Genomic DNA, 25,005 nt, shown 5'->3' on the forward strand with positions numbered 1-25,005 from the left:
ATGCGCTGGGTCACCGTGCCTGTGGCCAGGCCCGGGTACTCCCGGTTCAGGTTCTTGCCGTCATAGGGGCCCACGTACTGCAGCTTGGCCTGGAACGCGGGCACGTTCACAGGGTGCACAATGATCAGCTGCCCGCTCACGTCCGCCGGCTGCAGGGTCTTGGCCAGGCGGATCGACGCCTCCACGCCGGGATACTCCCCGCCGTGGGTCCCGCCCGTGATCACCACCGTCTTCCCCTCGTTCACGCCGTTGATCAGCGTGATCGGCATCTTTACAGGCGTACCCTCTACCTCCAGGTATCCCTGCACCTTACTCCCCACAGCGGCACTCAGGGAGCCAACCTTCAGATCTGCCATTTTATTTACCTCCTGAAATAAAAACGCGCGCCCCTGCCTGACAGGGGCGCGCGCCGTTTATGGTACAATGCTGCGGCACGCGCCCCGGATAGACGCCATGCGCATCCGGACCGTACAATCCGCAATTAGACGACGGGATCGAAGTGGACCTTCTCGAACTCGGGCAGGAACTCGGCCAGATACTCCATGACCACCTTGGTCATATCCTCGGCCATCTTGGGATCCACGCCTTCCATCCACTGGCCGTGGTCGCCGTCGGGATAGAGGGAGGGCTCCAGCATGGCGCCGATGTCGCTGACATCCTTCACGCGCAGCTGGAAGTGGACCGGCATCACGCCCTTGAACATGATCTCGTTCATATCGCCCATGATGAGCTTGTCGGTCAGGTTCTTGTTAGTGGGGCGGATGGCGTCGTTGGGGTCACAGGTCTCGGGACGGTAGGCCAGCACGAAGGCGGTCTCGGAGGCGTCGCCGTGGCCGATGAGCTTCCACTCGTCCTTGATATGGCCGATCATCTCAAACCACATATAGGTAGCGGCCACAATACCGCGCTGACGCAGGGCATAGGCCACACGGCCCAGGGGGGCGGCGTTGCCGCCGTGGGTGTTGAAGAACAGAATATGGTCAATGCCGTAACCGATCAGCTTCTCGCAGATCTCGCTGACCACGTGCATCAGAGTGTCATAGGTCAGTGACAGAGTGCCGGGGAAGTCACTGTGATAGTCGGCAAAACCGATGGGCAGAACGGGGGTGATGATGGCGTTGTAATCCACGTTCACCATGGCGTCGGAAAAATACTGGGCGGTGAAGAAATCGGTGCCCAGGGGCAGATGGGGACCATGCTGCTCCGTGGAGCCCAGGGGGATGATGGCGGTCTTGCACTTGGAGAAGGCCTCCTGAGCCTTGGCCCAGGTCATGTTTTCCAGAAGATACATGATAAAACACTCCTTACATTTTTTAATTTGTGCTGTATCGATCAGATCCCTTGGAAGGGGTCAAAATCGCTCTTGCCGGTGGCCTCACGCACGGCCTTGATGAGGGTGCTGTTGGTCTGAGGGATATCGTAGATGATGTGGAAGTACTCCTCCCGACGCTCCTTGGGGAAGGCCTCATAGCCAGCCTGGATGATCCAGCGGCCATAGTAATAGCAGGGGTAGTAAATCGCCTTGTAGCGGTTGGAGAAGTAGCGGAAGGTGTTGTTGGCCTCAATCTCAGAATACCAGCCGGTGGAGAGCATGTACTCGATGACCTTCTCCTTGCTCCAGCCCTCTGCGTTGTAGTAGTAGTTGGCGTTGGTCTGGTACATCCGCTGCAGGTCCATGATGTCCTTGGCCACCATGATCTCTTCCTTCTCCTGGGCCGTGATCTCGGGGGTGTCCTCCCGGGGGTCGTCCCAGCCCAGGAAGTGGATCGCCACCTCGGGCGCGCCCTCAAACAGGCAGTTGATGGGGGAGTTGATCAGCACGTAGGCCGCCTCCATGGGCAGCTTGCCCTCCCGGTACAGGTAGTCCCAAAGAGTGTAGTAGGTGTGGTGTCCGGGGTAGCCCTCATGGGTGAGGATACAGGCGAAGGTGGGCACATTCCAGGGCCGGTCAATGTTGAAGGTCAGGCGGCCCTGGTAGTCGCCAATATACTCCGACAGGCCGCTCCAGTACACCCCCTGGATGGGGTTGACCGAGTCGATGCCCTCACCCTCGGGCAGCTTGCGCACCCGCTTGGAGGCATAGATGCGGCTCTTGTCCAGGAACCGCTCAGCAGTGGCAATCACCTGGTCGGCAGGGATGCGCTTGTCATCCTGCCACTTGGCAATCTTCTCATAGGGGGTGCCGGTGTAACCCCACTCGGTCAGCTTGGCGTCAATGCGCTGGGCCAGGCGGTCAAAGTTCTCCTGGGGGATCTCCTTCAGCTCCACCTCCAGGATGTCCCGCACGGCGTCCTTGTAGTTGTAGTTCTCGTCGCCCATATAGCGGGCCAGGGTGCCGAAAGACTTCAGCATGGCGCGCAGATAGTCTCCGGGGTGACCGGGCAGATCGGTAATCTTGGCCTGTACCTGCTCCACCGCAGCCAAGACTTCCTCCAGGCTGTTCAAGGTGGGCTGGGTATGGCTGTAGTTGGCGGTCATGGGCTCGTCGCTGCTCATGCCGTCGGCCAGCTTGCTCAGGCTGGCCGCAATGTCCACAATTGTCCTTGCGGTCTCCGGATCAGTCCAATACATTGTCATGAAAACGGGTCGCTTCCTTTCCTACTAACCCTGACGGGAGTCTTTCCCTCGGGATTACGCTTCCATAAAGACTCGATGCGCCCGGCGCAGGGTCTCTTTTCCGTCGCCCTCCACCCAGACGCTGCAGCAGCCGGAATTCAGGCGGGCAGCAGCCGGTCCGCTCTCGGCCAGGTCGCACATGCCCGCTTCCACGCCGCTCAGGCGGTCCAGACCGTCGCCGATCAGGCTGACACGGGTCAGCTCGGCGCGCAGCGCAGGGGTCTCGCCCCGCTCCGCCAGCAGATACTGGAAGCGGCGCACATCCTTGCTGCTTACCACAAAGCAGGGCTTGCCGCCCGCGCGCACCTCCACCAGCTCCAGCCCGCCCGCCAGGCAGGCCTGGGCCAGCGGGCTGTCCATAGGCGCCTCCACCAGCACCTCTCCGGACTGGGAGGCCACGCCCACATATTTGGACGCGCTCCCCTCGCCGGCGCAGATGAGCGTCCCCTTCTCCGTGCTGCGCAGGCCGCGGACATACAGGGCCATCTCAGGCCGCTGAGCCGCGATCTCCACCGCCCGGGGATGGACCACCTTGGCCCCGTTGTGGGCCATATCGGCGCAGTTCTGGTAGCTGATGCGCTCCAGCAGACGTGCCTCCGGCACCACCCGGGGGTCGGCGGTCATCACGCCGTTGACGTCGGTGTAAATATCCACCTCGTCCGCCTCCAGGCCCACGCCCAGGATGGCGGAGGTGGTGTCGCCGCCGCCGCGGCCAATCATACAGACCTCATTCTTGTCCGCATAGCCCTGGCCGGAGCCCACCAGAGGCAGGCAGCCGTCGGCCAGCAGCTCCCGCAGACGTGCGGGGTCAAAGCGGACCAGCTCGGCGTCGGTGTATTTGCCGTCAGTATAGATCCCGGCCTGCTGGCCGGAGAGGTAACAGGCCTTGTGCCCGCCCTTCTGCAGGTGGGCGGCAATGACCGCGCCGGCGATCTGTTCGCCGCAGACCGCGATCAGATCCATCTCCCGCAGGTTCACATTGGGATTTTCCGCCAGGGCCAGGTCGATCAGCGTATCGGTGGCATAGGGCTCGCCCCGGCGGCCCATGGCGGAGACCACGGCGGCCACCTGGTGTCCCTGCGCCAGCGCCTGTTCCATGCGGGCCTGAATCAGATCGCGCTTCTCATAGGAATTGGTGGAAGTGCCGCCGAATTTCTGTACAATAATGCTCATACAGCCCCCATATCTTTTGCCACCAGCTCGGCAATCTGCACGGCATTGGTGGCCGCGCCCTTGCGCACTTGGTCGCCGCATACCCACAGCTGCAGGGCGTTGGGGGCGGTGAAGTCCTCACGGATGCGGCCGGCGAACACCAAGTCCTGGTCAGAGGAGTCCACAGGCATGGGGTAGAGGTTGTTGGCCGGGTCGTCCACCAGCTTCACACCGGGGGCGCTGGCCAGCAGCTCCCGGGCCTTCTCCACGGTGAGCTTGCGCTCGGTCTCGATGGTAATGGACTCGGAGTGGCTGCGGAACACGGGCACGCGCACGCAGGTGCAGTTGACCTGCAGCCCCGGACAGTGGAGAATCTTGCGGCCCTCGTTGAGCATTTTCATCTCCTCGTATGTATAGCCGTTCTCTTGGAAGGTCTCAATCCGGGGAATGACGTTGAAGGCAATCTGATGCTGGAACACCTTGGACTGGGCGGTCTTGCCGGCCAACACGTCGGCGGCCTGGTCCCGCAGCTCATTCAGGCCGGCCACGCCAGCGCCGGACACCGCCTGATAGGTGGATACAATGACGCGGCGGATGCCTGCATAGTCATGCAGGGGCTTGAGGGGCACCATAGCGATAATAGTGGAGCAGTTGGGGTTGGCAATAATGCCGTTGTGCTTTTTAATGTCCTCCGGGTTGACCTCAGGCACCACCAGAGGCACATCCGGGTACATCCGGTAGGCGCTGGAGTTGTCCACCACGACACTGCCGCTCTTCACGGCAATCGGGCTGAAGCGCAGGCTGACCGCGTTGCCCACCGCCACCAGGGTAATGTCGGTATCCGCAAAAGAGTCGTCTGTGGCCTCTTCCACGGTGTAGGTCTGGCCCTGCCACTGGATCTGCTTGCCGGCGTCATTGGCGTCCGCCAGCAGCTTCAGGGAGCTGACCGGAAAATTCCGCTCCGCCAAGACACGGAGCATCTCGGTCCCTACGGCGCCGGTGGCGCCTAAAATCGTCAAACGAATTCCTTTTTTATCCATTTCTATTCTACCTCCAAGCAGTACAGAAAATCGGAGTAGCTTATTTCTGCTCCGGCAGATTCAGCGGATAGTGGCACGCCACCTTGCAGCCGGGGGCCACCTCCCGCAGTTCGGGCTGCTCCTCCCGGCACTTGTCCGTGGCATAGGGGCACCTGGGGTGGAACCGGCAGCCGGTGGGCAGGTTCAGGGGGCTGGGCGGCTCGCCCTCGATGGCATAGTCGCGGTTGCGGTTGGTGGCGTCCAGCACAGGCGCCGCCTTCATCAGAATCTGGGTATAGGGGTGGTGAGGCGTCTCATACAGGTCCTCCGTGGGCGCGTACTCGATCACCTTGCCCAGGTACATGACGGCCACCTGATGGGAGATCAGGCGCACCACGCGCAGGTCGTGGGAGATAAAGAGAAACGCCAGGTTCTCCTTGGCCTGAATCTCGGTTAGCAGGTTGAGCACCTGGGCCTGAATGGATACGTCCAGGGCGGAAACCGGCTCATCCGCCACGATAAAGGACGGATTCACCGCCAGGGCGCGGGCAATACCGATGCGCTGGCGCTGGCCGCCGGAGAATTCGCCGGGGTAGCGGTCGATGGAATTGCGGTTCATGCCCACCAGGTCCAGCAGGGTATAGATGCGCCGCTCAATGCGCTCCTTCTGGTCCGGGCCCGGCTCAATGATGTTGTGGACCCGCAGGGCCTCCTCCAGTGTGGCGCGCACGCTCTTGCGGGGATTCAGGGAGGAATAGGGGTCCTGGAAGATCATCTGGAAGTCCCGGCGCTGCTTGCGCAGCTCGGTCCCCTTCATGTTGGTGACGTCCACGCCGTTGAAGAAGATCTGCCCGCCGTCCGGCTCATACAGGCGCAGCAGGGTGCGGGCCAGGGTAGACTTGCCGCAGCCGGACTCGCCCACCAGGCCCAGCGTCTCGCCCTCGCGGATCTCCAGACTCACGCCGTCCACTGCGGTGAGCACCTGGGCCGGCTTTTTGGCGATGGCGTCGGTAATGGTCCGCTTGGAGGGGAAGCACTTCTTGAGATCCCGTACCTCCACGACCATTCTTTTTTCCGTGGTCTGTGTCATGGCTTACACCTTCTTTTCCGAGGACTGCAGACCACTGACGCCCTCCAGCTTTTCGGTATAGTGGCAGGCCACCTCGTGCCCATTGCCCAGCTTGCGCATCTCGGGGCGCACCTTGGTGCACAGCTCCCCCTTGAATTTGCAGCGGGGCGCAAAGGGGCATCCCTCCGGCATGTTGTTCAGGTCGGGGGGCATTCCCTCAATGGACTCCAGCTTTTTGCTGCCCTCCAGTCCGGTAGGGATTGAGCGGATCAGTCCATACGTATAGGGGTGCCGGGGCGCGGTAAGAAGGGTATTGGTGTCCGCCTTCTCCACGATATGCCCGGCATACATAACGGCCACATAGTCGCACATCTGGGCCACCACGCCCAGATCGTGGGTGATGAGAATAATGCTCATGCCCAGCTGGGTTTTCAGCTTGCCCAGCAGCTTGATAATCTGGTCCTGGATGGTCACATCCAGAGCGGTGGTGGGTTCGTCCGCCAGAAGCACCTTTGGCTCCGCCGCCAGGGCGATGGCAATCATGGCTCGCTGGCGCATACCGCCGGAGTACTGATGGATATACTCGTCCAGACGGGTTTCCGGCGTGGGAATGCCCACCAGCTTGAGCAGCTCAATGGCGCGGTCGTGCTTTTGCTGCTTGGTCAGGTTCTTGTCCTTCAGGTTCTCAAAAATCTGCTCCTTAATCTTGAGCACCGGGTTCAGGGAGGTCATGGGCTCTTGGAAGATCATCCCGATTTCGGAGCCGCGGATCTTCCGCAGCTCCGCTGGGGGCATGTCCAGGATGTTCTGCCCCTTGTAGATAACCTCGCCGCCCACGGTCCTTCCGGGCTTGTGGATCAGCTGCAGAATCGAGCGGCAGGTGGCGCTCTTGCCGCAGCCGGACTCACCCACCAAGCCAAAGGTCTCGCCGGGCATCACCGAGAAGGAGACGCCGTCCACCGCTTTGGCGGTGCTGTCTTTGGTAATAAAATAGGTTTTTAAATCCTTGACCTCTAAAATAGGTTCCACGAGGCTTCTCCTCCTTTCCTTAACGGCTCTTGGCGCGCAGCACGTCGGAGATACCGTCTCCGAAGAGGCTGAAGCCGACGCCGGCGATACAGATCGCCACACCGGGCAGGGTGCACATCCACCAGGCCTGGGTCATAAAGGGTCGGCCAGTGGAGATCAAGGCGCCCCATTCCGGGGTGGGGGGCTCAACACCCAGGCCCAGGAAGCTCATGGAGGCGCCGGTCAGCATGCACATCACAATGTCGGCAGCGGCGAAGGTAATGGCGGAATTGACTACGTTGGGCAGAATATGCCCCAGGATAATGCGGATCTCGCTGTAGCCCAAGACCTTGGCGGCCATAACATACTCGCTGTGCTTGGCAATCATGACCTCACTTCGCACCAATCGGGCGTAATCTCGCCAAGCCACCAGCCAGATGGCAATAAACATATTCATCAATCCGGACCCTAAAATGGCCACAATGACGATAACCATCAAGATAAAGGGGAAAGCCATGACCACGTCCAGGATCCGCATGAGGATGGTGTCGATCCAGCCGCCGTAATAGCCGGCGATCAGTCCGATGATGCTGCCCACAATCAGGGGTACGATCATGGCGAAGATGCCCATGGCCACGTCAATGCGGGTACCCCACACCACACGGGAGAAAATGTCACGGCCGTAGTTGTCCGTCCCGAAGAGATGCTCCGCACTGGGGGCCAGCATGATAGCGTCCGGGTTACTGGTATTTGGCTCATAGGGTGCGATAAACTGGGGGAAAAATGCGAAGATCAGAACGATCACGATAATGACCAGACCGATGTTAAGGGACATGCTGTACTGCCAGAAGTGCTTCTTCTTTTTGATGTGGTGCGCTTCTTCTCCGCGGCTGGCTTCGGTCTGCTCGAAGACGGAGGTATTGTCCTTCTGTTCCATATCTCCCTCTCCTTTCACTCGAGTCTGACGCGGGGATCCAGCATGGAGTACGCCACGTCTGTAATCAGGTTAACAATCAGTACGATCAGTGCCAGCATGAGCACCACCGTCTGCACCACGGCGTAGTCGCGGGCGAAGATGGAGTCTACCAGCAGTTTGCCCAGGCCGGGCAGGGAAAACACCGTCTCAATCACGATGGAGCCGCCCAGCATATTGGCAATACGCAGGGAGAGCAGCGTGACGGTGGAAATCATAGAGTTTCGGATAATGTGACGGTTTTTGATGCGCTTTTCCGTCAGGCCCTTGCTGCGGGCAAAGTCCACATAATCGCTGTTGACCACGTCGATGACGTTGCTGCGCAGGTTGCGGATGGTCAGCGCGGATGTGGTCAGCGCGCCGGTAAGGCCCGGCAGGATCAGGGAATGGGCGTGCTCCAAAAAGGTGTCTCCCCAGCCGCCCACCGGAAACCAGTGCAGCTTGAGGCCAAAGAGCAGCAGGAACAGCGTACCGACCCAGAATTGGGGCAGAGAGATCACAATCAGCGCGCCGGTCTTAATGCCGCTGTCCAAGGGAGTGCCGTGCTTGCTGCCCGCCAGATATCCTAGTGGGAAGCTGAGCAGCAGCACAAAGATCGTTGTGGAAATTACCAATCCCACCGTCACCATAATCTTTGGTTGAATCAACTCCAGAACTGGGCGTGCATAGGTGATGGAATCGCCGAAGTCCAGTGTGACGATCTGCTTCAAAAACAGGCCGTATTGGACGATCAACGGCTCATTAAGGCCCATTTTCTCTTCCAGGATGGCAATCTTCTCCGGCGTTGCCTTATCGCCCAGCATAATCTCCGCCGGGCTGCCAGGAATCAGGCGAATCATCAGGAAGATCAGAATTGTCACACAGAAAAGCACCGGGATCATATGTAGGAGTCGCTTTAAAATGTAATTGAATTGTCTCATTTGATCATTACCTGCCTTTGTCTTGGGCGGGGTTATTCCTTACTGACCCCCCAGGGTGCATCTGAAAAGTCCGGGGCCCGCCGGGCCGATCGCCTGTCTGCGGCGCCAGAACCTTTCAGACACACCCTACAGGCGGGCAAACCTGCCCGCCTGTAGGGTCGTCATTACAAAGTGGACTCTGCAGTCCGATTACTCGGCGCAGGTCAGGTTGTTGAAGCGATAGGGGCCGGTGGGGATCTGAGCGAAGCCGTCCAGCTTGGCGCTCATGCCTACACCGTAGGGCGCATAGTAGATGGGCACAGTGGGGCACTCGTCGGCATAGATCTCCTGGATCTCGGCGTACATTTCAGCACGCTTCTCGGAGTCCATCTCCTTGGCCGCAGCATAGCCCAGCTCAATGACCCGGTCGTTGGACCAGCCGGTGTGCACGCTGTTAGCCGTGGCGGGCAGGCACCAGTAGCTGGTCTGCTGAGAGGGATCGGGAATGTCGGAGGTCCAGCCGCCGAAGAACATATCCAGCTCCAGCGCAGCGCGCTTGGCGTTGAAGGTACCGGCCTCCAGCAGCTCGATGGTGACGTTAACGCCGATAGCGGCCAGCTGCTCCTTAATCATGGTGGCCATCTGCTCATAGATGGCGTTGCCGGCGTTGGTGGTCAGAGTGATGTCAAACCCGTCGGCATAGCCGGCCTCGGCCAGCAGGGCCTTGGCAGCCTCCACGTCATGGGACTTAGTGGTGGAGGGGGAGATATAGTAGGGGATGGAGGGGGGCAGATAGGAGTCAGCAACCTCACCGTAACCAAAGAGCACCATCTTCACGATGGCCTCCTTGTCGATGGCCATCGTCAGGGCCTGACGCACCTTCACGTCAGCGGTGGGGCCCTTGGTGCAGTTGAAGTTCAGGGAACGAACCTCGGTAGAGATGGGGGTGGCGATGTCCAGGCCGGAGGTGGCCTCCACCTCACTCATACGGTTCCAGGGCACATCGCTGATCAGGTCGGCGTTGCCGCCCTGCAGCTGCATCACGCGGGTGTTGTCGTCGGGCACTACGGTAACGCGGATCTTCTCGGTCTTGACGCTGTCGGCATCGCGGTAGTTCTCGTTCTTCTCGAGCATCAGGTATTCGCCCTGCTTCCACTCGCCGAACTTGTAGGCGCCGGTGCCGACAGGACACTTGGCATAAGCCTCCTCGCCCACTTCCTCAAAGTAGGACTTGTCGCCGATGGTCAGATTGAACAGGGTAAAGGTGACCTCGTCCACGGGGGAAGCTTCCTTCACATGTACGATAAAGGTGGTGTCGTCGGGAGCCTCGACGCTGTCCAGATTGAGGCACAGCTCGGCCCACAGGGACTCCTCGGTGTGCATGGCGCGCTCATAGGACCACACCAGATCCTCAGCCAGCACAGGATCGCCGTTGGAGAACACCAGGCCCTCCTTCAGGTGGAAGGTGTAGGTCAGGCCATCCTCGCTCACGTCCCAGGTCTCAGCCAGACCCGGCTCAATCTTGGTGCCGTCGTCGCTGACCTTCAGCAGGCTCTCCAGCACCATGGTGAAGAACCAGATGTTTACGTTGCCGTCCTGCAGAACAGGGTCCAGATTGTTGGAATCCTCACGGCGGGCAAAGACAATCTCAGACTTGATTGCAGCATCGCCGCCGCTGGGGCTCTCGCCGCCGCTGCCGCTGGGAGCAGGGCTGTTGTTGCCGCCGCCGCTGCTACAGGCCGCCAGAGCGAGAACCATGCTCACGGCCAGAAGCATCGCAGCAGCGCGCTTCCAGATCTTCTTCATTCCTTATACCTCCAAATAGCAAAATAGCAACGAAGCTTGGTCTATACCACTGCCACGCTGCATTGTGGTTATCATACACATTTTTGTCCGTCCTGTCAATACACGTTTCTCATTTTCCCGCGAAAATCCGCATTTTAACAGGGGAGTTTCAAATTTAAGCCTGCATCTTTTTTCAAATATACCACAGCGGGCGCACACTGCACACTTCAAAAAATTGGTACAGTTGCTGTTGCAGCCCAATTGTACCAATTTCGGTTGACAAACCTGGCATCACCCGCTACAATGGCAATGAAACTCTGCCGATTTCCCAATGTTCGGCGCTTTCTGCACACCAAACCGCAAAAAGGCGTTTTTCCAATTTTGTCCGCGTTCCGGAGGTGATGACTGTGCCATTGTCTTTCCAAGTCAACAAAAAGGATACTCGCCCCCTTTATGAGCAGCTTACAGGCCACATTATTACGCTCTGCCGGCGGAGTGTGCTGCGCCCCGGCGACCGGCTTCCTCCGGAGCGGGATCTGGCCGCCCAACTGCACATCTCCCGCGGGACGGTGAAAAAGGCCATTGAGTCTCTGAAATATCAGGGGTATCTGGAGAGCTTTCAGGGCAGTGGGAACTATGTCACCACTCCCAGACCGCCCAAGCCTACCGCTGCCAGCACTGCCGAGCAGGCCGCTGAAATCTGCAGTTATGCATTTTTTGCGCTTCAGGAGCTTCATCTGCCTTACGAACAGATTTCCCACTTGGTCCACAGCTATCTGGAGCGGATGGAACGTCAGTGCCCCCAGGTGCGCCTGGCTCTGATCGACTGCGCGCCGGAGACCTTGCGCTGCTGCCGCAGCCAGTTGGACCAGCTGCCCTGTGTAAAGCTTGAGACCTATGTACTCGGCGACCTGGAAAAAGACGTGCCTCTGCTGGGCGAGGCCGCCACCTGCGATCTGATTTTCACCACCTCCAAGCATTTTGAACAGATGCAGAAACTTCTTCCTTCCTGTGAGGACCGCCTGTATTACTTTGCGCTGGCCATTCCGCCCAACACCATTGTTCAATTAGCTACGCTTTCTCCGCAGGCGCGGGTTGGCGTCGTATGTGAGACCGAGCGGTTTTACGAGATTATCTGTCAGAATCTTGCCTCTCTTGTCCCGGGCCGCTCCGCACCAGTCCGGATTCCAGAAAATGCGGCGGGGCAGCCGGATGTCACCCCCGTGGGACCGCTGGACACTCTCATCATTTGCCCCCAGTGCGGTCTTCTCCGCAGCAGTGGGGCAACCGCCATGCTGGAGGAGTTTCGATCCCAGGGCGGTCAGGTCATCGAGTTCTCGTATGAGCTGGACCAGGGTTCCAAGCTCCTAATCCACGCCACCGCCAAACGCGCCTATCAGCAGAAACTGACCGGCGAAGCCCTGCCCGAGCAATAAGAGGGCGCCGTGCGTCCTCTTGTTTTATAAAGAAGGGAATGTATCATTTATGAAGATCAAGTCAATGGTCTGTGCGCCCGGGCGCACCGGTTTCTTTTTTGACGACCAGCGGGCCATTAAATCCGGAGCCAGGCCGGACGGCGCCTGCTATATCGGCCAGCCTGTGACGGACGGTTTTTCCGCGGTGCGTCAGGCGGGGGAATCCATCTCCATTCTGCTTCAGCTGGAGGACGGTCAGGTGGCCTATGGCGACTGCGCCGCGGTGCAGTACTCCGGGGCCGGCGGCCGGGACCCGCTGTTTTTGGCCAGCCAGTTCATTCCGGTGCTGGAGCGTGAGGTTGCCCCTCTGCTGGCGGGGCGGGAGGCGGACAGCTTCCGGGACCTGGCCGGCCTGCTGGACGGACTGCACACTGCGGACGGCCAGCGGCTGCACACCGCTCTGCGCTACGGCCTGTCCCAGGCGGTGCTGGACGCAGTGGCCCGGTCCCATGGAGAGCTCATGTGCCAAACCGTGGCCCGGGAGTATGGCCTGCACAGCGACTGGAGCCCCATCCCCATCTTTACCCAGTCAGGGGACAACCGGTATGAAAACGCCGACAAGATGATCCTCAAGGGTGCGGACGTGCTCCCCCATGCCCTCATTAACAGTGTGGAGAGCAAGCTGGGTCGCCAGGGGGAGAAGCTGCTGGAATACGTGGCCTGGCTGCGGGAGCGCATTCTGGCCCTGCGCACCGCACCGGAGTATCAGCCGGTGCTCCACATCGACGTATACGGCACCATCGGCCTGGCCTTCGGCATGGACCAGGACAGGATGGCCGATTATCTGGCCCGGCTGGCCCGGGCCGCCGCCCCCTTCCGCCTGCGCATCGAGGGCCCTATGGACATGGAGGAGCGCACCGCCCAGATGGAGGCTCTGGCCGCCCTCACCGCCCGGGTGGACGCCATGGGCATTCCCGTGGAGTTGGTGGCTGACGAGTGGTGCAATACCCTGGAGGATGTGCGCTACTTTGCCGACAACCGGGCCGGACATATGATTCAGATCAAGACCCCCGACCTAGGCTCTGTCCACAACACCGTGGAGGCGGTGCTCTACTGCAAATCCCACAGTGTGGGCGCCTATCAGGGCGGCACCTGCAACGAGACTGAGCGCTCCGCTCAGGTGTGCGTCCACGCGGCCATGGCCGCCCGCCCTGACCAGATCCTGGCCAAGCCCGGCATGGGAGTGGACGAGGGCTTCATGATCGTCTACAATGAGATGAGCCGCATTCAGGCGCTGCTGCGCAATTGATTCAGGGCGACTTACTCGTCCCCCAGATACAGCCGCAGGTTGAGATGTCCTGCGATTTTTCCCCTACATTAGAGATCAGGAGGCGTTTTTATGGAATACCGCTATCTCACCGGCACCGGCATTGAAATTTCTCCCATCTGTCTGGGCACCATGACCTTTGGCGAGCAGGTAGACGAGGCCCTGGGCGTCCGTCTGGTGCGCCGGGCTCTGGACGCCGGCGTAAACTTTTTTGACACCGCCCGTCTCTACTGCGGCGGGGAGAGTGAACGCATCCTTGGCAAGGGCCTGAACGGCGACCGGGACCGCGCCGTGGTGGCTACCAAGGTCCGCTTTGCGGAGAACGGCGGCCTCACCCGCCGGAACATCATCCGCCAGGCGGAAAAGAGCCTGACCACCCTGGGCACCGACTACATCGACGTGTACTACCTCCACGCCCCGGACCGGCACACCCCCATTGAGGAGACGCTCTATGCCATGGACGATCTGATCCGCTCCGGCAAGGTGCGCTACATGGGTGTGAGCAACTATGCCGCCTGGGAGATCGCCGACCTGGTGTGGACGGCGGAGCGCCACCACCTGCGCAGCCGCCCCATTCTCAGCCAGAACGTGTGCAACCTGATCACCCGCACCGTGGAGCCCGAGCTAGTCCCCTGTCTGAAGGCCCACGGCGTGGGGCTGGTGGCCTTCAACCCTCTGGCCGGCGGTCTGCTCACCGGCAAGCACAAGGGAGGCGCCCCCGCCGCGGGCACCCGCTTTGCCCTGGACGATATGTACATCGACCGCTACTGGAGCGACGAGAACTTTCGCGCCGTGGAGTCCCTGAGGCAGATTGCGGAGGAGAACGGCATGACCCCGGCTCAGCTGGCCCTGCGCTGGTGCCTCTCCCGCCCCTATCTGGACAGCGTGATTACCGGCGTGAGCAAGCTGGAGCAGCTGGAGCAGAATCTGGCCGCTGCCGAGGCCCCCGCCCTGTCTCCCGAGATCGAGGCCAGGTGTGAGCGGATCTGGCGCTCTTTGGCCGGCACCCGTTTCAGCTATCAGGGGCAGTTTGACGATCTGCGGGTATAGACGGCAACCAGGGTCTCTCCTGTCCGTACCTGTACCATCCCAACTCTCAGCGTAAAAGGGGCTGGAAATCCTAGGATTTCCAGCCCCTTTTGTTCTACGGGTCATTTTTAGAGGCCCGCCGTCAGACCTGTACCCAAAGCGCAGCCCAGCGCAGTGGTTGCGATTTGGAAAGAAGGAGCAGCGGCGTGAGCGCGCCCTGACTTATAAAATAAGTCGGAGCAAGCGATACAACTCTTGCTCCGACTTGGCACGCCTGAGGGGATTCGAACCTCCGACCTACCGCTTAGGAGGCGGTCGCTCTATCCTGCTGAGCTACAGGCGCAGATACGCCGCGCGCAAACACGGGACGGCACGGTACTGGTTTATTGTACCCTAAGCGGATGTTTCTGTCAACGGAAAGCGGGATCTGTGCTAAGATTTTGGACGATTTTTTTATAAAATACATTGCGTTTTACTGTACCCCACGGTATAATAGAAAGTCGGATTTTTCATTATTTATGTCTATTCAGATACGAGGTGCATCCCTTTGCAGAACGAAAAGCTGAGAAATGTCGCAATTATTGCCCATGTGGACCACGGCAAAACCACCCTGGTGGACGAGATGCTGAAGCAGGGCGGTATCTACCGGGAAAACCAGGCCACCGTGGAGCGGGTCATGGATTCCAACGACCTGGAGCGGGAACGCGGCATCACCATTCTGGCCAAGAACACGGCCGTTCACTATAAGGACGTAAAGATCAACATCGTGGACACCCCGGGCCACGCCGACTTCGGCGGCGAGGTGGAGCGCATTTTGAAGATGGTCAACGGCGTCATTCTGCTGGTGGACGCCTCCGAGGGCCCTATGCCTCAGACCCGCTTTGTGCTGTCCAAGGCCCTGGAACTGGGCCACAAGGTGATTGTGGTGGTCAACAAGATCGACCGGCCCGACCAGCGCATCCACGAGGTCATGGACGAGGTGCTGGAACTGCTGCTGGACTTGAACGCCACGGACGAGCAGTTTGAGTCCCCCACCCTGTTCTGCTCCGGCCGGCAGGGCACCGCCTCCTACTCCCCCGACGTGCCGGGCACCGACCTGGTCCCCCTGTTTGAGACCATTCTCAACTATATCCCCGCCCCTGAGGCGGATGTGGACAAGCCCTTCCAGATGCTGGTCAGCTCCATTGACTACAACGAGTTCGTGGGCCGTATCGCCGTGGGCCGCATTGAGCGGGGCTCCATCAAGCAGAATCAGGAGATCGCGGTGTGCAACTATCACAAGGCGGGCGAGCCCGCCAAGAAGGCCAAGGCTACCGCGCTCTACACCTTTGACGGGCTGGCCAAGGTGCCGGTGAGCGAGGCCTCGGCCGGCGAGATCATCGCCATGAGCGGCATCGGCGACGTGACCATCGGCGACACCATCTGCGCCCCCGACGCGGTGGAGCCCATGGAGTTCGTGAAGATCTCCGCCCCCACCATCGAGATGACCTTCTCGGTGAACGACTCCCCCTTTGCCGGGCGGGAGGGCAAATTCGTCACCTCCCGCCAGATCCGGGAGCGGCTGATGCGGGAGACCCTGAAGGACGTGTCCCTCCGGGTGACCGAGACCGACTCCACCGACTCCTTCAACGTGGCCGGCCGGGGCGAGATGAGTCTGTCCATCCTCATCGAGACCATGCGCCGGGAGGGCTATGAGTTCCAGGTCTCTCCCCCCCGGGTGCTCTTCCAGGAGATCGACGGGAAAAAGTGTGAGCCCATCGAGCGCCTGGTGGTGGACGTGCCCAGCGACAGCGTGGGCGCGGTCATCGAGAAGATCGGCGCGCGCAAGGGCGACCTGCTGGAGATGACCCCGGTGGGCAGCCGGATGAAGCTGGAGTTCCTGGTCCCCTCTCGGGGCCTGTTCGGCTACCGCAACGAGTTCCTCACCGACACCAAGGGAGAGGGCATCATGGCCTCCGTCTTTGAATGCTACGCCCCCATGAAGGGGGACATCCAGCGCCGGGCCTCCGGCTCCCTGGTGTCCTTTGAGACTGGCGAGAGCGTCACCTACGGCCTGTTCAACGCCCAGGAGCGGGGCGTGCTTTTCATCGGTCCCGGCGTGCCGGTGTACGCCGGCATGGTGGTTGGCGAGACCCCCAAGCAGGAGGACATCAGCGTCAACATCTGCAAGAAAAAGCAGCTGACCAACATGCGCGCCTCCGGCTCGGACGAGGCTCTGCGCCTGACCACGCCCCGTCAGATGAGCCTGGAGCAGTGCCTGGAATTTCTGGCGGACGACGAGCTGCTCGAGGTCACACCGGAGAGCCTGCGCCTGCGCAAGCGCCTGCTGGACCACGGCGCCCGGATGCGCGAGGCGTCCAAGAAAAAATCCTGAAACCAAGAGGCCCCCGGACCATGCGGTCCGGGGGCCTCTTGGTTTCAGGGATAGAGCTTCTGCACCGGCTCGGAGATCTCGGACAGTGCCTTGCTGGCCTCCATGTCGAAGCGGTGGCTTTTGGCCAGATCGCCCAGGGAGACCATGCCCACCACTTTGTCGTTCTCCAGCACCGGCAGGCGGCGCACCTGCTTGGCCGCCATCAGCCGGGTGGCCTCCCGGGCGTCGTCGTCCGGGGAGACCACCGCGCAGTTGCGGGTCATGATATCCTTTACCTGGGTCTGGGCCGGGTCCTCCTCCGCTGCCACGCAGCGCAGAACGATGTCCCGATCGGTGACGATGCCCCGCAGACCACCGTCCTCTCCGCACACCGGCAGGGAGCCCAGGTTGTGCCGTGAGAGCAGCCGAGCCGCCAGGGCCGCCGACTCGCCGGGGGTGATGGAGACCACGCTGGGATTCATTAGATCGCGCACTTGCATAAAAAACCGCCTTTCCCACTAAATTTCCAATAGTTTGGACCGGGAAAGGCGGTTTTATTCCTTTTTCTTTTGCAGCTCCAGGTTGCGCCGCAGCACCGCCGGCCCCCTCCAGGCAAAGGCGTAGGCGCCGTATTTCTCCTGAAAGGCGCGGTTGGTGAGTCCCTCCAGGTCCTCCGGGGCCACCCGGGCCACCAGGCCGCAGGTAAACTCGGGCAGTGGCGAGAGGGCGGGATGATCATTGAAGGGGCAAACCCGCTGGCAGAAGTCGCACCCCCAGACCAGGGGATGGGCTGCCACCAGGGCGTTTTCCTTTTCTGTCAGCTCCCCCTTTTTCTGGGTCAGGTGGGACAGGCAGCGCTCCAGCGCAAAGCCGTCCGGGCCAAGAGCGCCCCCGGGGCAGGCGGAGACGCAGCGGCCGCAGCCGGGGCAGTCCGGGGAGGGCGGGACCTCCTCCACCGGCAGGGGCGCGTCGGTGAGGATGGTGCCCAGGAACAGATAGGTGCCGTAGGGAGGCAGGATCACCAGGCCGTTCCAGCCCATCATGCCCAGTCCGGCCAGCCGGGCCGCCTCCCGCTCCGGCAGGGGGGAGTTGTCCGCGGCCGGCAAAAACAAATACCCGGGGTAATGTTCCTTCAGAAAACTGCAAACCGTATTCAGCCGGGCCGTCACCACGGCGTGGTAGTCCCGGCCCCGGGCGTAGAGGGACAGGTTGCCCGGCCGGTTCCCGGCATAGTAGGGGAACGCGGCCACCAGCACCGCGGCGGGGCAGGGGCAGGCCTCCTCCGCCCTCTCCCGGGCGGCGGGGGACATAGCGGGCGCCAGGCGGCCATAGGCCACGGCCCCCCAGCCCGCCGCGCCCGCAGCGGCAAAGGCCGCGTCCAGCCCCGGGATCATGTGCGGTCGTACCGGGCCAGCGCCGCCTGGGCCAGCTGCCCGTCCGTGGCGCAGGGCTCGGGTCCGTTTTTCCGCTTCTGCTGCATTTCACACCCCTTGCCCGCCAGGAGCACCACGGCGGGGCGGCTGGCCCCCAGGATCGCCTGCTCCACTGCGGCGGGGCGGTCAGGGACAACCGTATAGCTCTTTCCGTGGGGCGCAATGAAGCGCCCGATATCCGCGCAGATGTCCGCCACCGCCTCGGGCCCCGGGTCGTCCTCGGTGAGGAAAATCCGGTCGGCCAGCGCGCCGGCGGCGTTTCCCATGCCCGCCCGGCGGTCAATTCCCTTGCCGCCGGTGCAGCCGAAGAGTACCGTCAGCTCCCGGTCCGGGTATTCCGCCCGGATGGAGCGCAGGGCGGTCTCCAGGCTCATGCCGTTGTGGGAGTAGTCCACGACGACGGAAATCTGCCCATCGGCGCTGGCATAGTGCTCCATGCGGCCGGGGACAAAGGCCCTGAGCAAGCCCTCCTCCACATATTCCGGAGGTATGTCATAGCACTCGGCCACGGCGGCGGCTGCCAGGGCGTTCTCCACGTTGAAGAGCCCCGGGGTGGAGATGGCCAACTCCCGGGCGTACCGGGGGGTGCGCACCTGAAATCGGATAAGCCCGTCCTCCTTGCGCACCCCGCTGCCGTACACCTGGGCGGAGGGGTCTTTCCGGGAAAAGGAGATCACCCGCTCACAGGCGGACGCGGCGGCGGCTATTTCCGATGCGTGGTCGCAGTCCAGATTGATGCACGCGGTGCGGGCCTGGCGGAAGATCAGCAGCTTGGAGGCCAGGTAGTCGGCCAGGTCCGGGTGTTCGATGGGGGAGATGTGGTCCTCCCCGATGTTGAGAAACACCGCGCAGGACAGGTCCACCCCGATGACCCGGCCGTATTTCAGAGCCTGGCTGGACACCTCCATGGTCAGGTAGTCCGCCCCCACCGAGGCGGCGTTGAACAGGTGCCGCTGCAGGTCCAGGGGCTCGGGCGTGGTGAGCTTGGCAGGCCGCCGCTCCACCCCGTCGTCGGTAATGATGGTGGACAGCAGAGCGCTCTCCCTGTGCTTTTGGGCGGCCAGCCAGCAGTCCAGAATGGATTTCAGGTAATAGGCCGTGGTGGTCTTTCCCTTAGTACCTGTCAGACCAGTGATCCACAGCGTCCCGGATGGGTGCCCCCAGGCCAGGTCGGCCAGCAAGCCCATGGCGGTGCGGATATCGGTCACCCGGATACAGGGGATGGGTGCGGGGTAGGCGCGCTCGCTCACATAGGCAAAGGCCCCCTTGGCCGCCGCGTCCAACAGATACTGCTCCTTAAACCGCGCGCCCTTGCAGAGGAACAAGGTGCCCGGGGTGACCACCTGGGAGTCACAGGACACCAGGGACACCGGCCGGGTCAGGGCGGCGGGCAGGGGAGTGCGCTCCGCCAGGAGCCCATGGCGGAGCAGCAGCTGATAATAGTCCCCCAGAGGGAGACGGGGGCGGTTTGTCATCCGGGTTCACCTCCTCAGGTGTTGGGTGGGTGCGTCCCCCGAGTGGGGACGCAGGGCCCAGACCATTTCTTTTTGACGGGCCAAAAAGAAACGGTCCGGGACTCCAAAGAAAAAGCCTGACATTCATCTAAACCCTTGACTTCTATTGGTCGGCGCGCCTGTCAGGGCGGCCCCGGCGGTTCCTTCGGCGGCTCAGCCGCCTTCCCTGGCAGTGAATCGGCCTGGCGCACCCCAGTAAGGCGCGCCTCGCGGGATGGCCGCGGAGCTTCGCCCCCAGGGGGTACATCCAATAGGGGGGACCGCAGTCCCCCCTGATTGGTCGTTTTAAGGAGGGGGTGCAGGGGGAGGGAAATCGAAATCCCTCCCCCTGCCGATTCTTTTCCCCCTTTCTCATCGCTGAGAAAGGGGGCCCCCGGAGGGGAGGCCCTCCTACCGCTGGTCGGTGCGGCCCAGCAGAAAATCGGCGCTGACGTGGAAATAATCCGCCATGGCTTTCAGGACGGGCGCATCCGGCTCCCGCTCATTGAGCTCATAGCGGCAATAAGAATTGAAGGAAATTCCGATTGCCTCCGCTGCTGCCTTCTGCGGCTCATGTTTCTCTTTTCGCAGCATACGCAGGCGCTGGCCCAAAATTTCCATAGTACACCTCTTGACATCACCCATTCGGGGGAATATAATTATTTTATCACCCAAACGGAGGAATTTCAATGAACGACTTCCTAAACTATCTCTACTCCTACGCCATGGAGCACCTGTACCTCTCCGAGGAGTACCGCCTCAACCGCCGCTGTGCCGAGCGCCATCTTCAACAGCTGGAGGGCGCCCTCACGCCGGAACAGCTCCGCCATTTCGAGGTCTACCAGGACAGCGTCGCCCTGTCCGACACGGAGCAGAGCCAAACCCTGTTCCGCGCCGCCCTGAAAATGGGCCTCTATCTGGGAAGCCTACACCATCCGTAATTTATACCCGCAGGCGGTAATACATTCCTCCGCCAGCACGTCCATGGCGTCCAGATAGTAGTCGGGCAGGCTGTGATAGGTCCGATAGACGGACAGCTCGGTGCAGGCCAGAATCCCCCCGTCACACCCGGCGGAGCGCAGCCAGCGGTCGATGAGGGCGAATTTCTCCCGGCTGCCCTTCTCCCCCCGCTTGATCTCGTCGTAGATAATACTCATGACGATTTTCTGCACATCCTCCGGCGGGGAGACGGCCAGAATGCCCTGGGCGGCGCACTCCTTCTGATACACCCCGGTCTGAACCGTGCCGTCGGTGGCCAGAATGCCCACCTTGTGCCAGCCCTCCTGCCGGGCCTGGGCCACGGCGCGGCGGGGCATATGGATGATGGGCACGCCCAGCTGCTCCTGGAGCCGGTCGGCAAAGAAGTGGGAGGTGTTGCAGGGGATGGCCAGGGCGGTGCAGCCGCTGCGCTCCAGCAGCTGCGCGTCGGAGAGCAGCCGCCGGAAGCACCCCTCCGCGTCCCCCCCCAGAATGGCGGCCGTGCGGTCGGGCATACCGGTGTCGCTGAGAATAAGGGTGGGCAGGTGCTCCTGATCGCAGGAGGCCTCAGTGCGGTCCAGGATGCGCTGATAAAAGTCCTGGGTGGCCTGAGGCCCCATGCCGCCCAAAATGCCGAGACGCTGCTCCATTACTTTACCTTCTCCATACAGGAGGCGTACCAGCCCACATAGCGGCGCTGGCCCTTTTTGATGCGCAGGGTGTGCATCAGGCCGTTGTCCGGGGCGTAGAGCAGGGGGTTGACCGATTTCCCGGCCCCATCCAGTTCCCGCATGGCCTGGTGGTAGTCCCGATTCACATAGTCGTAGGCCACGGCCCTGGGGATCACCCACCACAGGTGGCGGTCTTCCACCACGGTCAGCTCACAGGGCTTGTGCTCTATCACGTCCTCCACCAGGTATTTGGCCAGATTGTAGCCCGCGCCGGTGACGTAGTAATTGCTGCGCCCCTGGCGGCAGTTGATCTCAAAGGCCTTGAACTTGCCGTCGCGCCGGTCGTACTTGATGTCAAAATTGGAGAAGCCCACAAAGCCGATGGCCTCCAGGAAGCCCCTGAGCTTCTCACACAGCTCCGGCTCCGGCTCGGTGATGATGACCGCGTGGTTGCCGATGGCGTGGGCGGTGTGCTCCTCCAGCAGGACGTGACCCACGCACATGAGCCGCACCTTTCCGTCAGAGCCGGAGTAGTTGGTGACCACCCGCATGTAGCTGTCATCCCCGGGGATAAAGTCCTGGATGATGAGGGAATCCTCATACCCGGCGCTGTAGATCTCGTCGATGACCTTGTCCACCTCTTCCCGTGTCTGTAGGACATAGGCCTTCTTCTGGGTGGGGAAGGGATGCTTCCAGTAGGTGTCCGACTCGGCTGGCTTGACCACAAAGGGCCCGTCGAAAGGCAGGGTAAAGCCGTGCCCCTCCCCCTTGTGGTAGACATAGGTGGCCGGGTGGTCGATGCCGTGGCACTCGCACAGGTCGTAGAACTTCTCCTTGTGGATCAGGGTCTCCAGCAGGTCCAGCCTTACATAGGGGGCGATGACGTTTTCCGGGTAGTTGGGCAGGTTGGCGGAGATGGCGTTGAGATAGTTGTCCCCGCAGCCCAGCACCAGGATCTTTTTGTCCGGAAACTCTCCTGCCACCTCGGCGACGTTCTCCAGGACCTTGTCCACCCGGTCGTTGTGCTCCCGCACCCGGTAGTCGATAATCTTGCTGCCCGCGCACACGCTGGCGGGAAACATGCCGTAGACGATGGTTTTGACGCCGTAGGCCTCGTGAAAGGCGCGGGCCATGCTGTATGCGTTGATATCCGAACCCAGCATGACCGGGACAAAGTTAACTGCCATAATACCGCACTCCCTGAAAACTGATTTCATACCAGCTGCCGCCCATGGCCCGCACCTGGCTGTCGGGGCACAGCCGCTCCACCTGGCGCGCCTGCTCCCGGGACAGCCGCAGTTCCCGCCGGCGGCGCTCCCCGCCGGCAAAGCACTCGGACAAAAGCCGCTCCAGCGCTGTTTTCTCTATTTTTGTCATATTCCATTCTCCTTAAGCGGACAGACGAATCGCCTCGCAGAGTTTCCGCCGCCGGCGGGCAACCGCCTCCGCCGTGCGGAGGCGAGGGGGGTATCGGGAAAGCTGTACCGCTGAACGGCGCAGCTTTCCCGGATCCAGGGGGGAACACAGCCCCCCTGGAAGCGCTTTATCCCGTGGCCCGCTTTACCTGATAGACCCCCTGGATCTGGCTGAGCTTGTTGATAACGGCCGCCAGCTCGGTCTGGTTTTTGACCTCCAGGGTAATGCTCACCGCCGCGTATCCGTCGGGCATGGAGCGGGCGGACAGGCCGGTGGTCTTGACCTTGGCGGCGGAGAGGGCGGTGGCCACGTCCAGGGTGAGCCCGTCCCGGTCCTTGGCGGAGATATCCAGGGAGGTCTTGTAGGAGGCCAGCTCCCCCTCGGCCCAGTAGACCTTGATCCAGCGCCCCTCTTCCTCCGGCTTGCGGCGGGCGGGGTCGGCGTTGGGGCAGTCGGCCCGGTGGACTGACACGCCGAAGCCCCGGGTGATAAAGCCCACCACCGGGTCCCCGGGCACCGGGGTGCAGCACTTGGCGAACTTGACCAGGCAGTTGTCGATGCCCTCCACGATGATGCCGGAGACCGAGGATTTGCCCCCCCTGGGGGTGTTGACCACAGCGGTCTGGCCAGTGGCGGGCACCATGCTCTCCGTGGTCTGGGCCAGCTTCTCTGCGGCGGCGTGCTCGGCCTTGGCACGGCCCAGGCGGGTCATCTCGTCCTTGATGCGCACCACGGCCTTCTGGGCGGACATGCCGCCGTAGCCGATGGCGGCGTAAAGCTCGTCCAGGGTGCCGAAGCGCACCTTTTTCAGCACAAAGGGGAGCACGTCCTCGGCGGTGATGGCGGCCATGGTCAGCCCCACGTGCTTGAGCTCCGACTCAAAGGAGGAGCGGCCGGTGGCGATATTCTCCTCCCGGCGCTCCTTTTTGAACCACTGGCGGATCTTGTTGCGGGCCTCGTTGGACTTGCAGATCTTCATCCAGTCCCGGCTGGGCCCCCGGGCGGTCTTGGATGTGATGACCTCCACAATGTCGCCGTTTTTCAGGGGCGTGTCAAAGGTGACGATGCGGCCGTTGACCTTGGCCCCGGTCATGCGGTTGCCCACAGCGGAGTGGATGTTATAGGCAAAGTCGATGGGGGTGGCCCCGGCGGGCAGGTTGATCACGTCCCCCCGGGGGGTAAACACGAACACCTCGTCGGCGAACATATCCACCTTGAGGGTGCGCACAAACTCGTCCGGGTCCGCGTCCTGCTGGCTCTCCAGCAGCTTGCGCACCCATTCGAAGGCCTCCTCCGTACCCAGCTTGTCATTGGCCATGCCCTGCTTGTACTTCCAGTGGGCGGCAATGCCGTACTCGGCGGTGTGGTGCATCTCCCAAGTGCGGATCTGCACCTCAAAGGGAATGCCCTCCCGGCCGATGACCGTGGTGTGCAGGGACTGGTAGCCGTTGGGCTTGGGGGTGCCGATATAATCCTTAAAGCGGCCCAGCACGGGCTTGAACAGATCGTGAATGCAGCCCAGGACATTATAGCACTCCGGGATGTCGTCCACAATCACCCGGAAGGCGTACAGGTCAAAAATCTCGTCCAAGGTCTTGTTCTGGGCGTACATCTTGCGGTAGATGGAGTAAATGTGCTTGACCCGGCCGTAGACGGTACACTGGATGCCCTCCTCGTCCATACGCTCCTGAATGCGCTTCTGGATGGCCGCCATAAATTCCTCATGGGCGGAGGAGCGGGCGGCCACCTCGTCGGCCACCTCTTTATAGCCGATGGGGTCCAGGTACTTCAGGGAGGTGTCCTCCAGCTCCCACTTAACCCGCTGCATGCCCAGGCGGTGGGCGATGGGGGCGTAGATCTCCATGGTCTCCAGGGCCTTTTCCTTCTGCTTGCGGGGGGACTGGTAGGCCATGGTGCGCATATTGTGCAGCCGGTCGCAGATCTTGATAAGGATCACCCGGATGTCCTTGGCCATGGCCAGGAGCATCTTGCGCAGGTTCTCCATCTGCTCCTCTTCCTTGGAGGTGTACTGCACCCGGGTCAGCTTGGTGACCCCCTCCACCAGGTCGGCCACCGTATGGCCGAAGAGCTTGGCGATGTCCTCATGGGTGGCATCCGTGTCCTCGATGACGTCGTGGAGCAGGGCCGCGATGATGGAGTCGGTGTCCAGCTCCAGGTCCGCCACAATCTCCGCCACGGCCAGAGGGTGGGTGATATAGGGGGAGCCGTCCTTGCGCAGCTGCCCGGCGTGGGCCTTGTCGGCATAATTGAACGCGGCGAACAGGCGCTGAGTGTCCAGCGCCGCGTGGTAGGCCTTGATTTTGTCTTCCAGCGCCTGATAGCGCTCCAGGATCGGGTCCATCAAATCA

General features: G+C 61.6%; 23 protein-coding genes and 1 tRNA gene. 5 read left to right on the forward strand and 19 right to left on the reverse strand.

Annotation, left to right across the window (positions count from 1 at the left end; translation table 11 throughout):
- The 10 genes from H9Q75_RS11435 to H9Q75_RS11480 form a co-directional block, all read right to left on the reverse strand.
- Positions 1 to 356, reverse strand: a 356-nt coding sequence (locus H9Q75_RS11435; RefSeq protein ID WP_186567230.1) for a M14 family metallopeptidase, incomplete at its 3' end; no start/stop codon positions are given.
- 125 nt (positions 357 to 481) lie between these two features.
- The gene (locus tag H9Q75_RS11440; protein ID WP_186567232.1) at positions 482 to 1,291 is read right to left on the reverse strand and encodes a creatininase family protein; all 810 of its coding nucleotides are present in this window, start codon (positions 1,289 to 1,291) and stop codon (positions 482 to 484) included.
- 41 nt (positions 1,292 to 1,332) lie between these two features.
- Positions 1,333 to 2,577, reverse strand: coding sequence for a DUF885 domain-containing protein (locus H9Q75_RS11445; protein ID WP_186567234.1), 1,245 nt, complete (start codon positions 2,575 to 2,577; stop codon positions 1,333 to 1,335).
- 54 nt (positions 2,578 to 2,631) lie between these two features.
- Positions 2,632 to 3,789 carry an amino acid kinase family protein gene (locus H9Q75_RS11450; protein ID WP_186567236.1) on the reverse strand — a complete coding sequence of 386 codons (1,158 nt, stop codon included), beginning with the start codon at positions 3,787 to 3,789 and terminating at the stop codon, positions 2,632 to 2,634.
- Positions 3,786 to 4,808: an aspartate-semialdehyde dehydrogenase gene (locus H9Q75_RS11455; RefSeq protein ID WP_186567238.1), complete on the reverse strand. Its 1,023-nt coding sequence runs from the start codon at positions 4,806 to 4,808 to the stop codon at positions 3,786 to 3,788. The genes H9Q75_RS11450 and H9Q75_RS11455 overlap by 4 nt, the downstream gene beginning before the upstream one ends.
- Positions 4,809 to 4,848: 40 nt before the next feature.
- On the reverse strand, positions 4,849 to 5,877 hold the full coding sequence (locus tag H9Q75_RS11460; protein ID WP_186567240.1) for an ABC transporter ATP-binding protein: 1,029 nt from the start codon (positions 5,875 to 5,877) through the stop codon (positions 4,849 to 4,851).
- A 3-nt stretch (positions 5,878 to 5,880) separates the two neighbouring features.
- Positions 5,881 to 6,885: an oligopeptide/dipeptide ABC transporter ATP-binding protein gene (locus H9Q75_RS11465; protein WP_186567241.1), complete on the reverse strand. Its 1,005-nt coding sequence runs from the start codon at positions 6,883 to 6,885 to the stop codon at positions 5,881 to 5,883.
- Positions 6,886 to 6,904: 19 nt separating this feature from the next.
- On the reverse strand, positions 6,905 to 7,801 hold the full coding sequence (locus tag H9Q75_RS11470) for an ABC transporter permease (protein ID WP_243200813.1): 897 nt from the start codon (positions 7,799 to 7,801) through the stop codon (positions 6,905 to 6,907).
- 14 nt (positions 7,802 to 7,815) lie between these two features.
- Positions 7,816 to 8,757, reverse strand: coding sequence for an ABC transporter permease (locus tag H9Q75_RS11475; protein ID WP_186567242.1), 942 nt, complete (start codon positions 8,755 to 8,757; stop codon positions 7,816 to 7,818).
- A gap of 189 nt (positions 8,758 to 8,946) precedes the next feature.
- Positions 8,947 to 10,542 (reverse strand): ABC transporter substrate-binding protein, encoded by a 1,596-nt coding sequence (locus H9Q75_RS11480; protein WP_186567244.1) that lies wholly within the window; start codon positions 10,540 to 10,542, stop codon positions 8,947 to 8,949.
- Between the two features lie 386 nt (positions 10,543 to 10,928).
- Here H9Q75_RS11480 and H9Q75_RS11485 point away from each other — a divergent pair, with 386 nt between their 5' ends.
- From H9Q75_RS11485 to H9Q75_RS11495, 3 genes are all read left to right on the forward strand, one after another.
- Positions 10,929 to 11,957 carry a GntR family transcriptional regulator gene (locus H9Q75_RS11485; protein WP_186567246.1) on the forward strand — a complete coding sequence of 343 codons (1,029 nt, stop codon included), beginning with the start codon at positions 10,929 to 10,931 and terminating at the stop codon, positions 11,955 to 11,957.
- Positions 11,958 to 12,006: 49 nt separating this feature from the next.
- Positions 12,007 to 13,245, forward strand: a complete 1,239-nt coding sequence (locus tag H9Q75_RS11490) for a methylaspartate ammonia-lyase (RefSeq protein ID WP_186567248.1) — start codon at positions 12,007 to 12,009, stop codon at positions 13,243 to 13,245.
- A gap of 90 nt (positions 13,246 to 13,335) precedes the next feature.
- The gene (locus H9Q75_RS11495; RefSeq protein ID WP_186567250.1) at positions 13,336 to 14,313 is read left to right on the forward strand and encodes an aldo/keto reductase; all 978 of its coding nucleotides are present in this window, start codon (positions 13,336 to 13,338) and stop codon (positions 14,311 to 14,313) included.
- Between the two features lie 245 nt (positions 14,314 to 14,558).
- Here H9Q75_RS11495 and H9Q75_RS11500 read toward each other — a convergent pair.
- A tRNA-Arg gene (locus tag H9Q75_RS11500) sits at positions 14,559 to 14,635 on the reverse strand.
- A 204-nt stretch (positions 14,636 to 14,839) separates the two neighbouring features.
- Between H9Q75_RS11500 and typA the strand changes: the two genes are divergently transcribed.
- Positions 14,840 to 16,666 (forward strand): translational GTPase TypA, encoded by a 1,827-nt coding sequence (gene typA / locus H9Q75_RS11505; RefSeq protein ID WP_186567252.1) that lies wholly within the window; start codon positions 14,840 to 14,842, stop codon positions 16,664 to 16,666.
- 44 nt (positions 16,667 to 16,710) lie between these two features.
- Here the strand turns inward: typA and H9Q75_RS11510 are convergent, their stop codons facing one another.
- The 4 genes from H9Q75_RS11510 to H9Q75_RS11525 form a co-directional block, all read right to left on the reverse strand.
- Positions 16,711 to 17,145: a CBS domain-containing protein gene (locus H9Q75_RS11510; protein WP_186567255.1), complete on the reverse strand. Its 435-nt coding sequence runs from the start codon at positions 17,143 to 17,145 to the stop codon at positions 16,711 to 16,713.
- Between the two features lie 54 nt (positions 17,146 to 17,199).
- Positions 17,200 to 18,039, reverse strand: coding sequence for an epoxyqueuosine reductase (locus H9Q75_RS11515; protein WP_186567257.1), 840 nt, complete (start codon positions 18,037 to 18,039; stop codon positions 17,200 to 17,202).
- Entirely contained in the window at positions 18,036 to 19,553 is a 1,518-nt protein-coding gene (locus H9Q75_RS11520) for a Mur ligase family protein (protein WP_186567259.1), read from the reverse strand. The genes H9Q75_RS11515 and H9Q75_RS11520 overlap by 4 nt, the downstream gene beginning before the upstream one ends.
- Positions 19,554 to 19,982: 429 nt before the next feature.
- Positions 19,983 to 20,192 carry a helix-turn-helix domain-containing protein gene (locus tag H9Q75_RS11525; protein WP_186567261.1) on the reverse strand — a complete coding sequence of 70 codons (210 nt, stop codon included), beginning with the start codon at positions 20,190 to 20,192 and terminating at the stop codon, positions 19,983 to 19,985.
- 68 nt (positions 20,193 to 20,260) lie between these two features.
- On the opposite strand from H9Q75_RS11525, the gene H9Q75_RS11530 reads away from it, so the two are divergent.
- Entirely contained in the window at positions 20,261 to 20,512 is a 252-nt protein-coding gene (locus tag H9Q75_RS11530) for a hypothetical protein (protein WP_186567263.1), read from the forward strand.
- On the opposite strand, the gene cuyB is transcribed toward H9Q75_RS11530, so the two are convergent.
- The 4 genes from cuyB to H9Q75_RS11550 all read right to left on the reverse strand — a co-directional run bounded on the left by cuyB (position 20,498) and on the right by H9Q75_RS11550 (position 24,998).
- On the reverse strand, positions 20,498 to 21,199 hold the full coding sequence (cuyB, locus tag H9Q75_RS11535) for a cysteate racemase (protein ID WP_186567265.1): 702 nt from the start codon (positions 21,197 to 21,199) through the stop codon (positions 20,498 to 20,500). The two genes, H9Q75_RS11530 and cuyB, sit on opposite strands and share 15 nt — an antisense overlap.
- The gene (locus H9Q75_RS11540) at positions 21,199 to 22,407 is read right to left on the reverse strand and encodes a carboxylate--amine ligase (RefSeq protein ID WP_186567267.1); all 1,209 of its coding nucleotides are present in this window, start codon (positions 22,405 to 22,407) and stop codon (positions 21,199 to 21,201) included. The genes cuyB and H9Q75_RS11540 overlap by 1 nt, the downstream gene beginning before the upstream one ends.
- The gene (locus tag H9Q75_RS11545; RefSeq protein ID WP_186567269.1) at positions 22,397 to 22,597 is read right to left on the reverse strand and encodes a hypothetical protein; all 201 of its coding nucleotides are present in this window, start codon (positions 22,595 to 22,597) and stop codon (positions 22,397 to 22,399) included. The genes H9Q75_RS11540 and H9Q75_RS11545 overlap by 11 nt, the downstream gene beginning before the upstream one ends.
- A gap of 166 nt (positions 22,598 to 22,763) precedes the next feature.
- The gene (locus H9Q75_RS11550; protein WP_186567271.1) at positions 22,764 to 24,998 is read right to left on the reverse strand and encodes a RelA/SpoT family protein; all 2,235 of its coding nucleotides are present in this window, start codon (positions 24,996 to 24,998) and stop codon (positions 22,764 to 22,766) included.
- Positions 24,999 to 25,005 lie beyond the last annotated feature (7 nt).

It is taken from the genome of Lawsonibacter celer (assembly GCF_014281125.1).
GTDB classification, from domain to species: Bacteria; Bacillota; Clostridia; order Oscillospirales; family Oscillospiraceae; genus Lawsonibacter_B; species Lawsonibacter_B celer.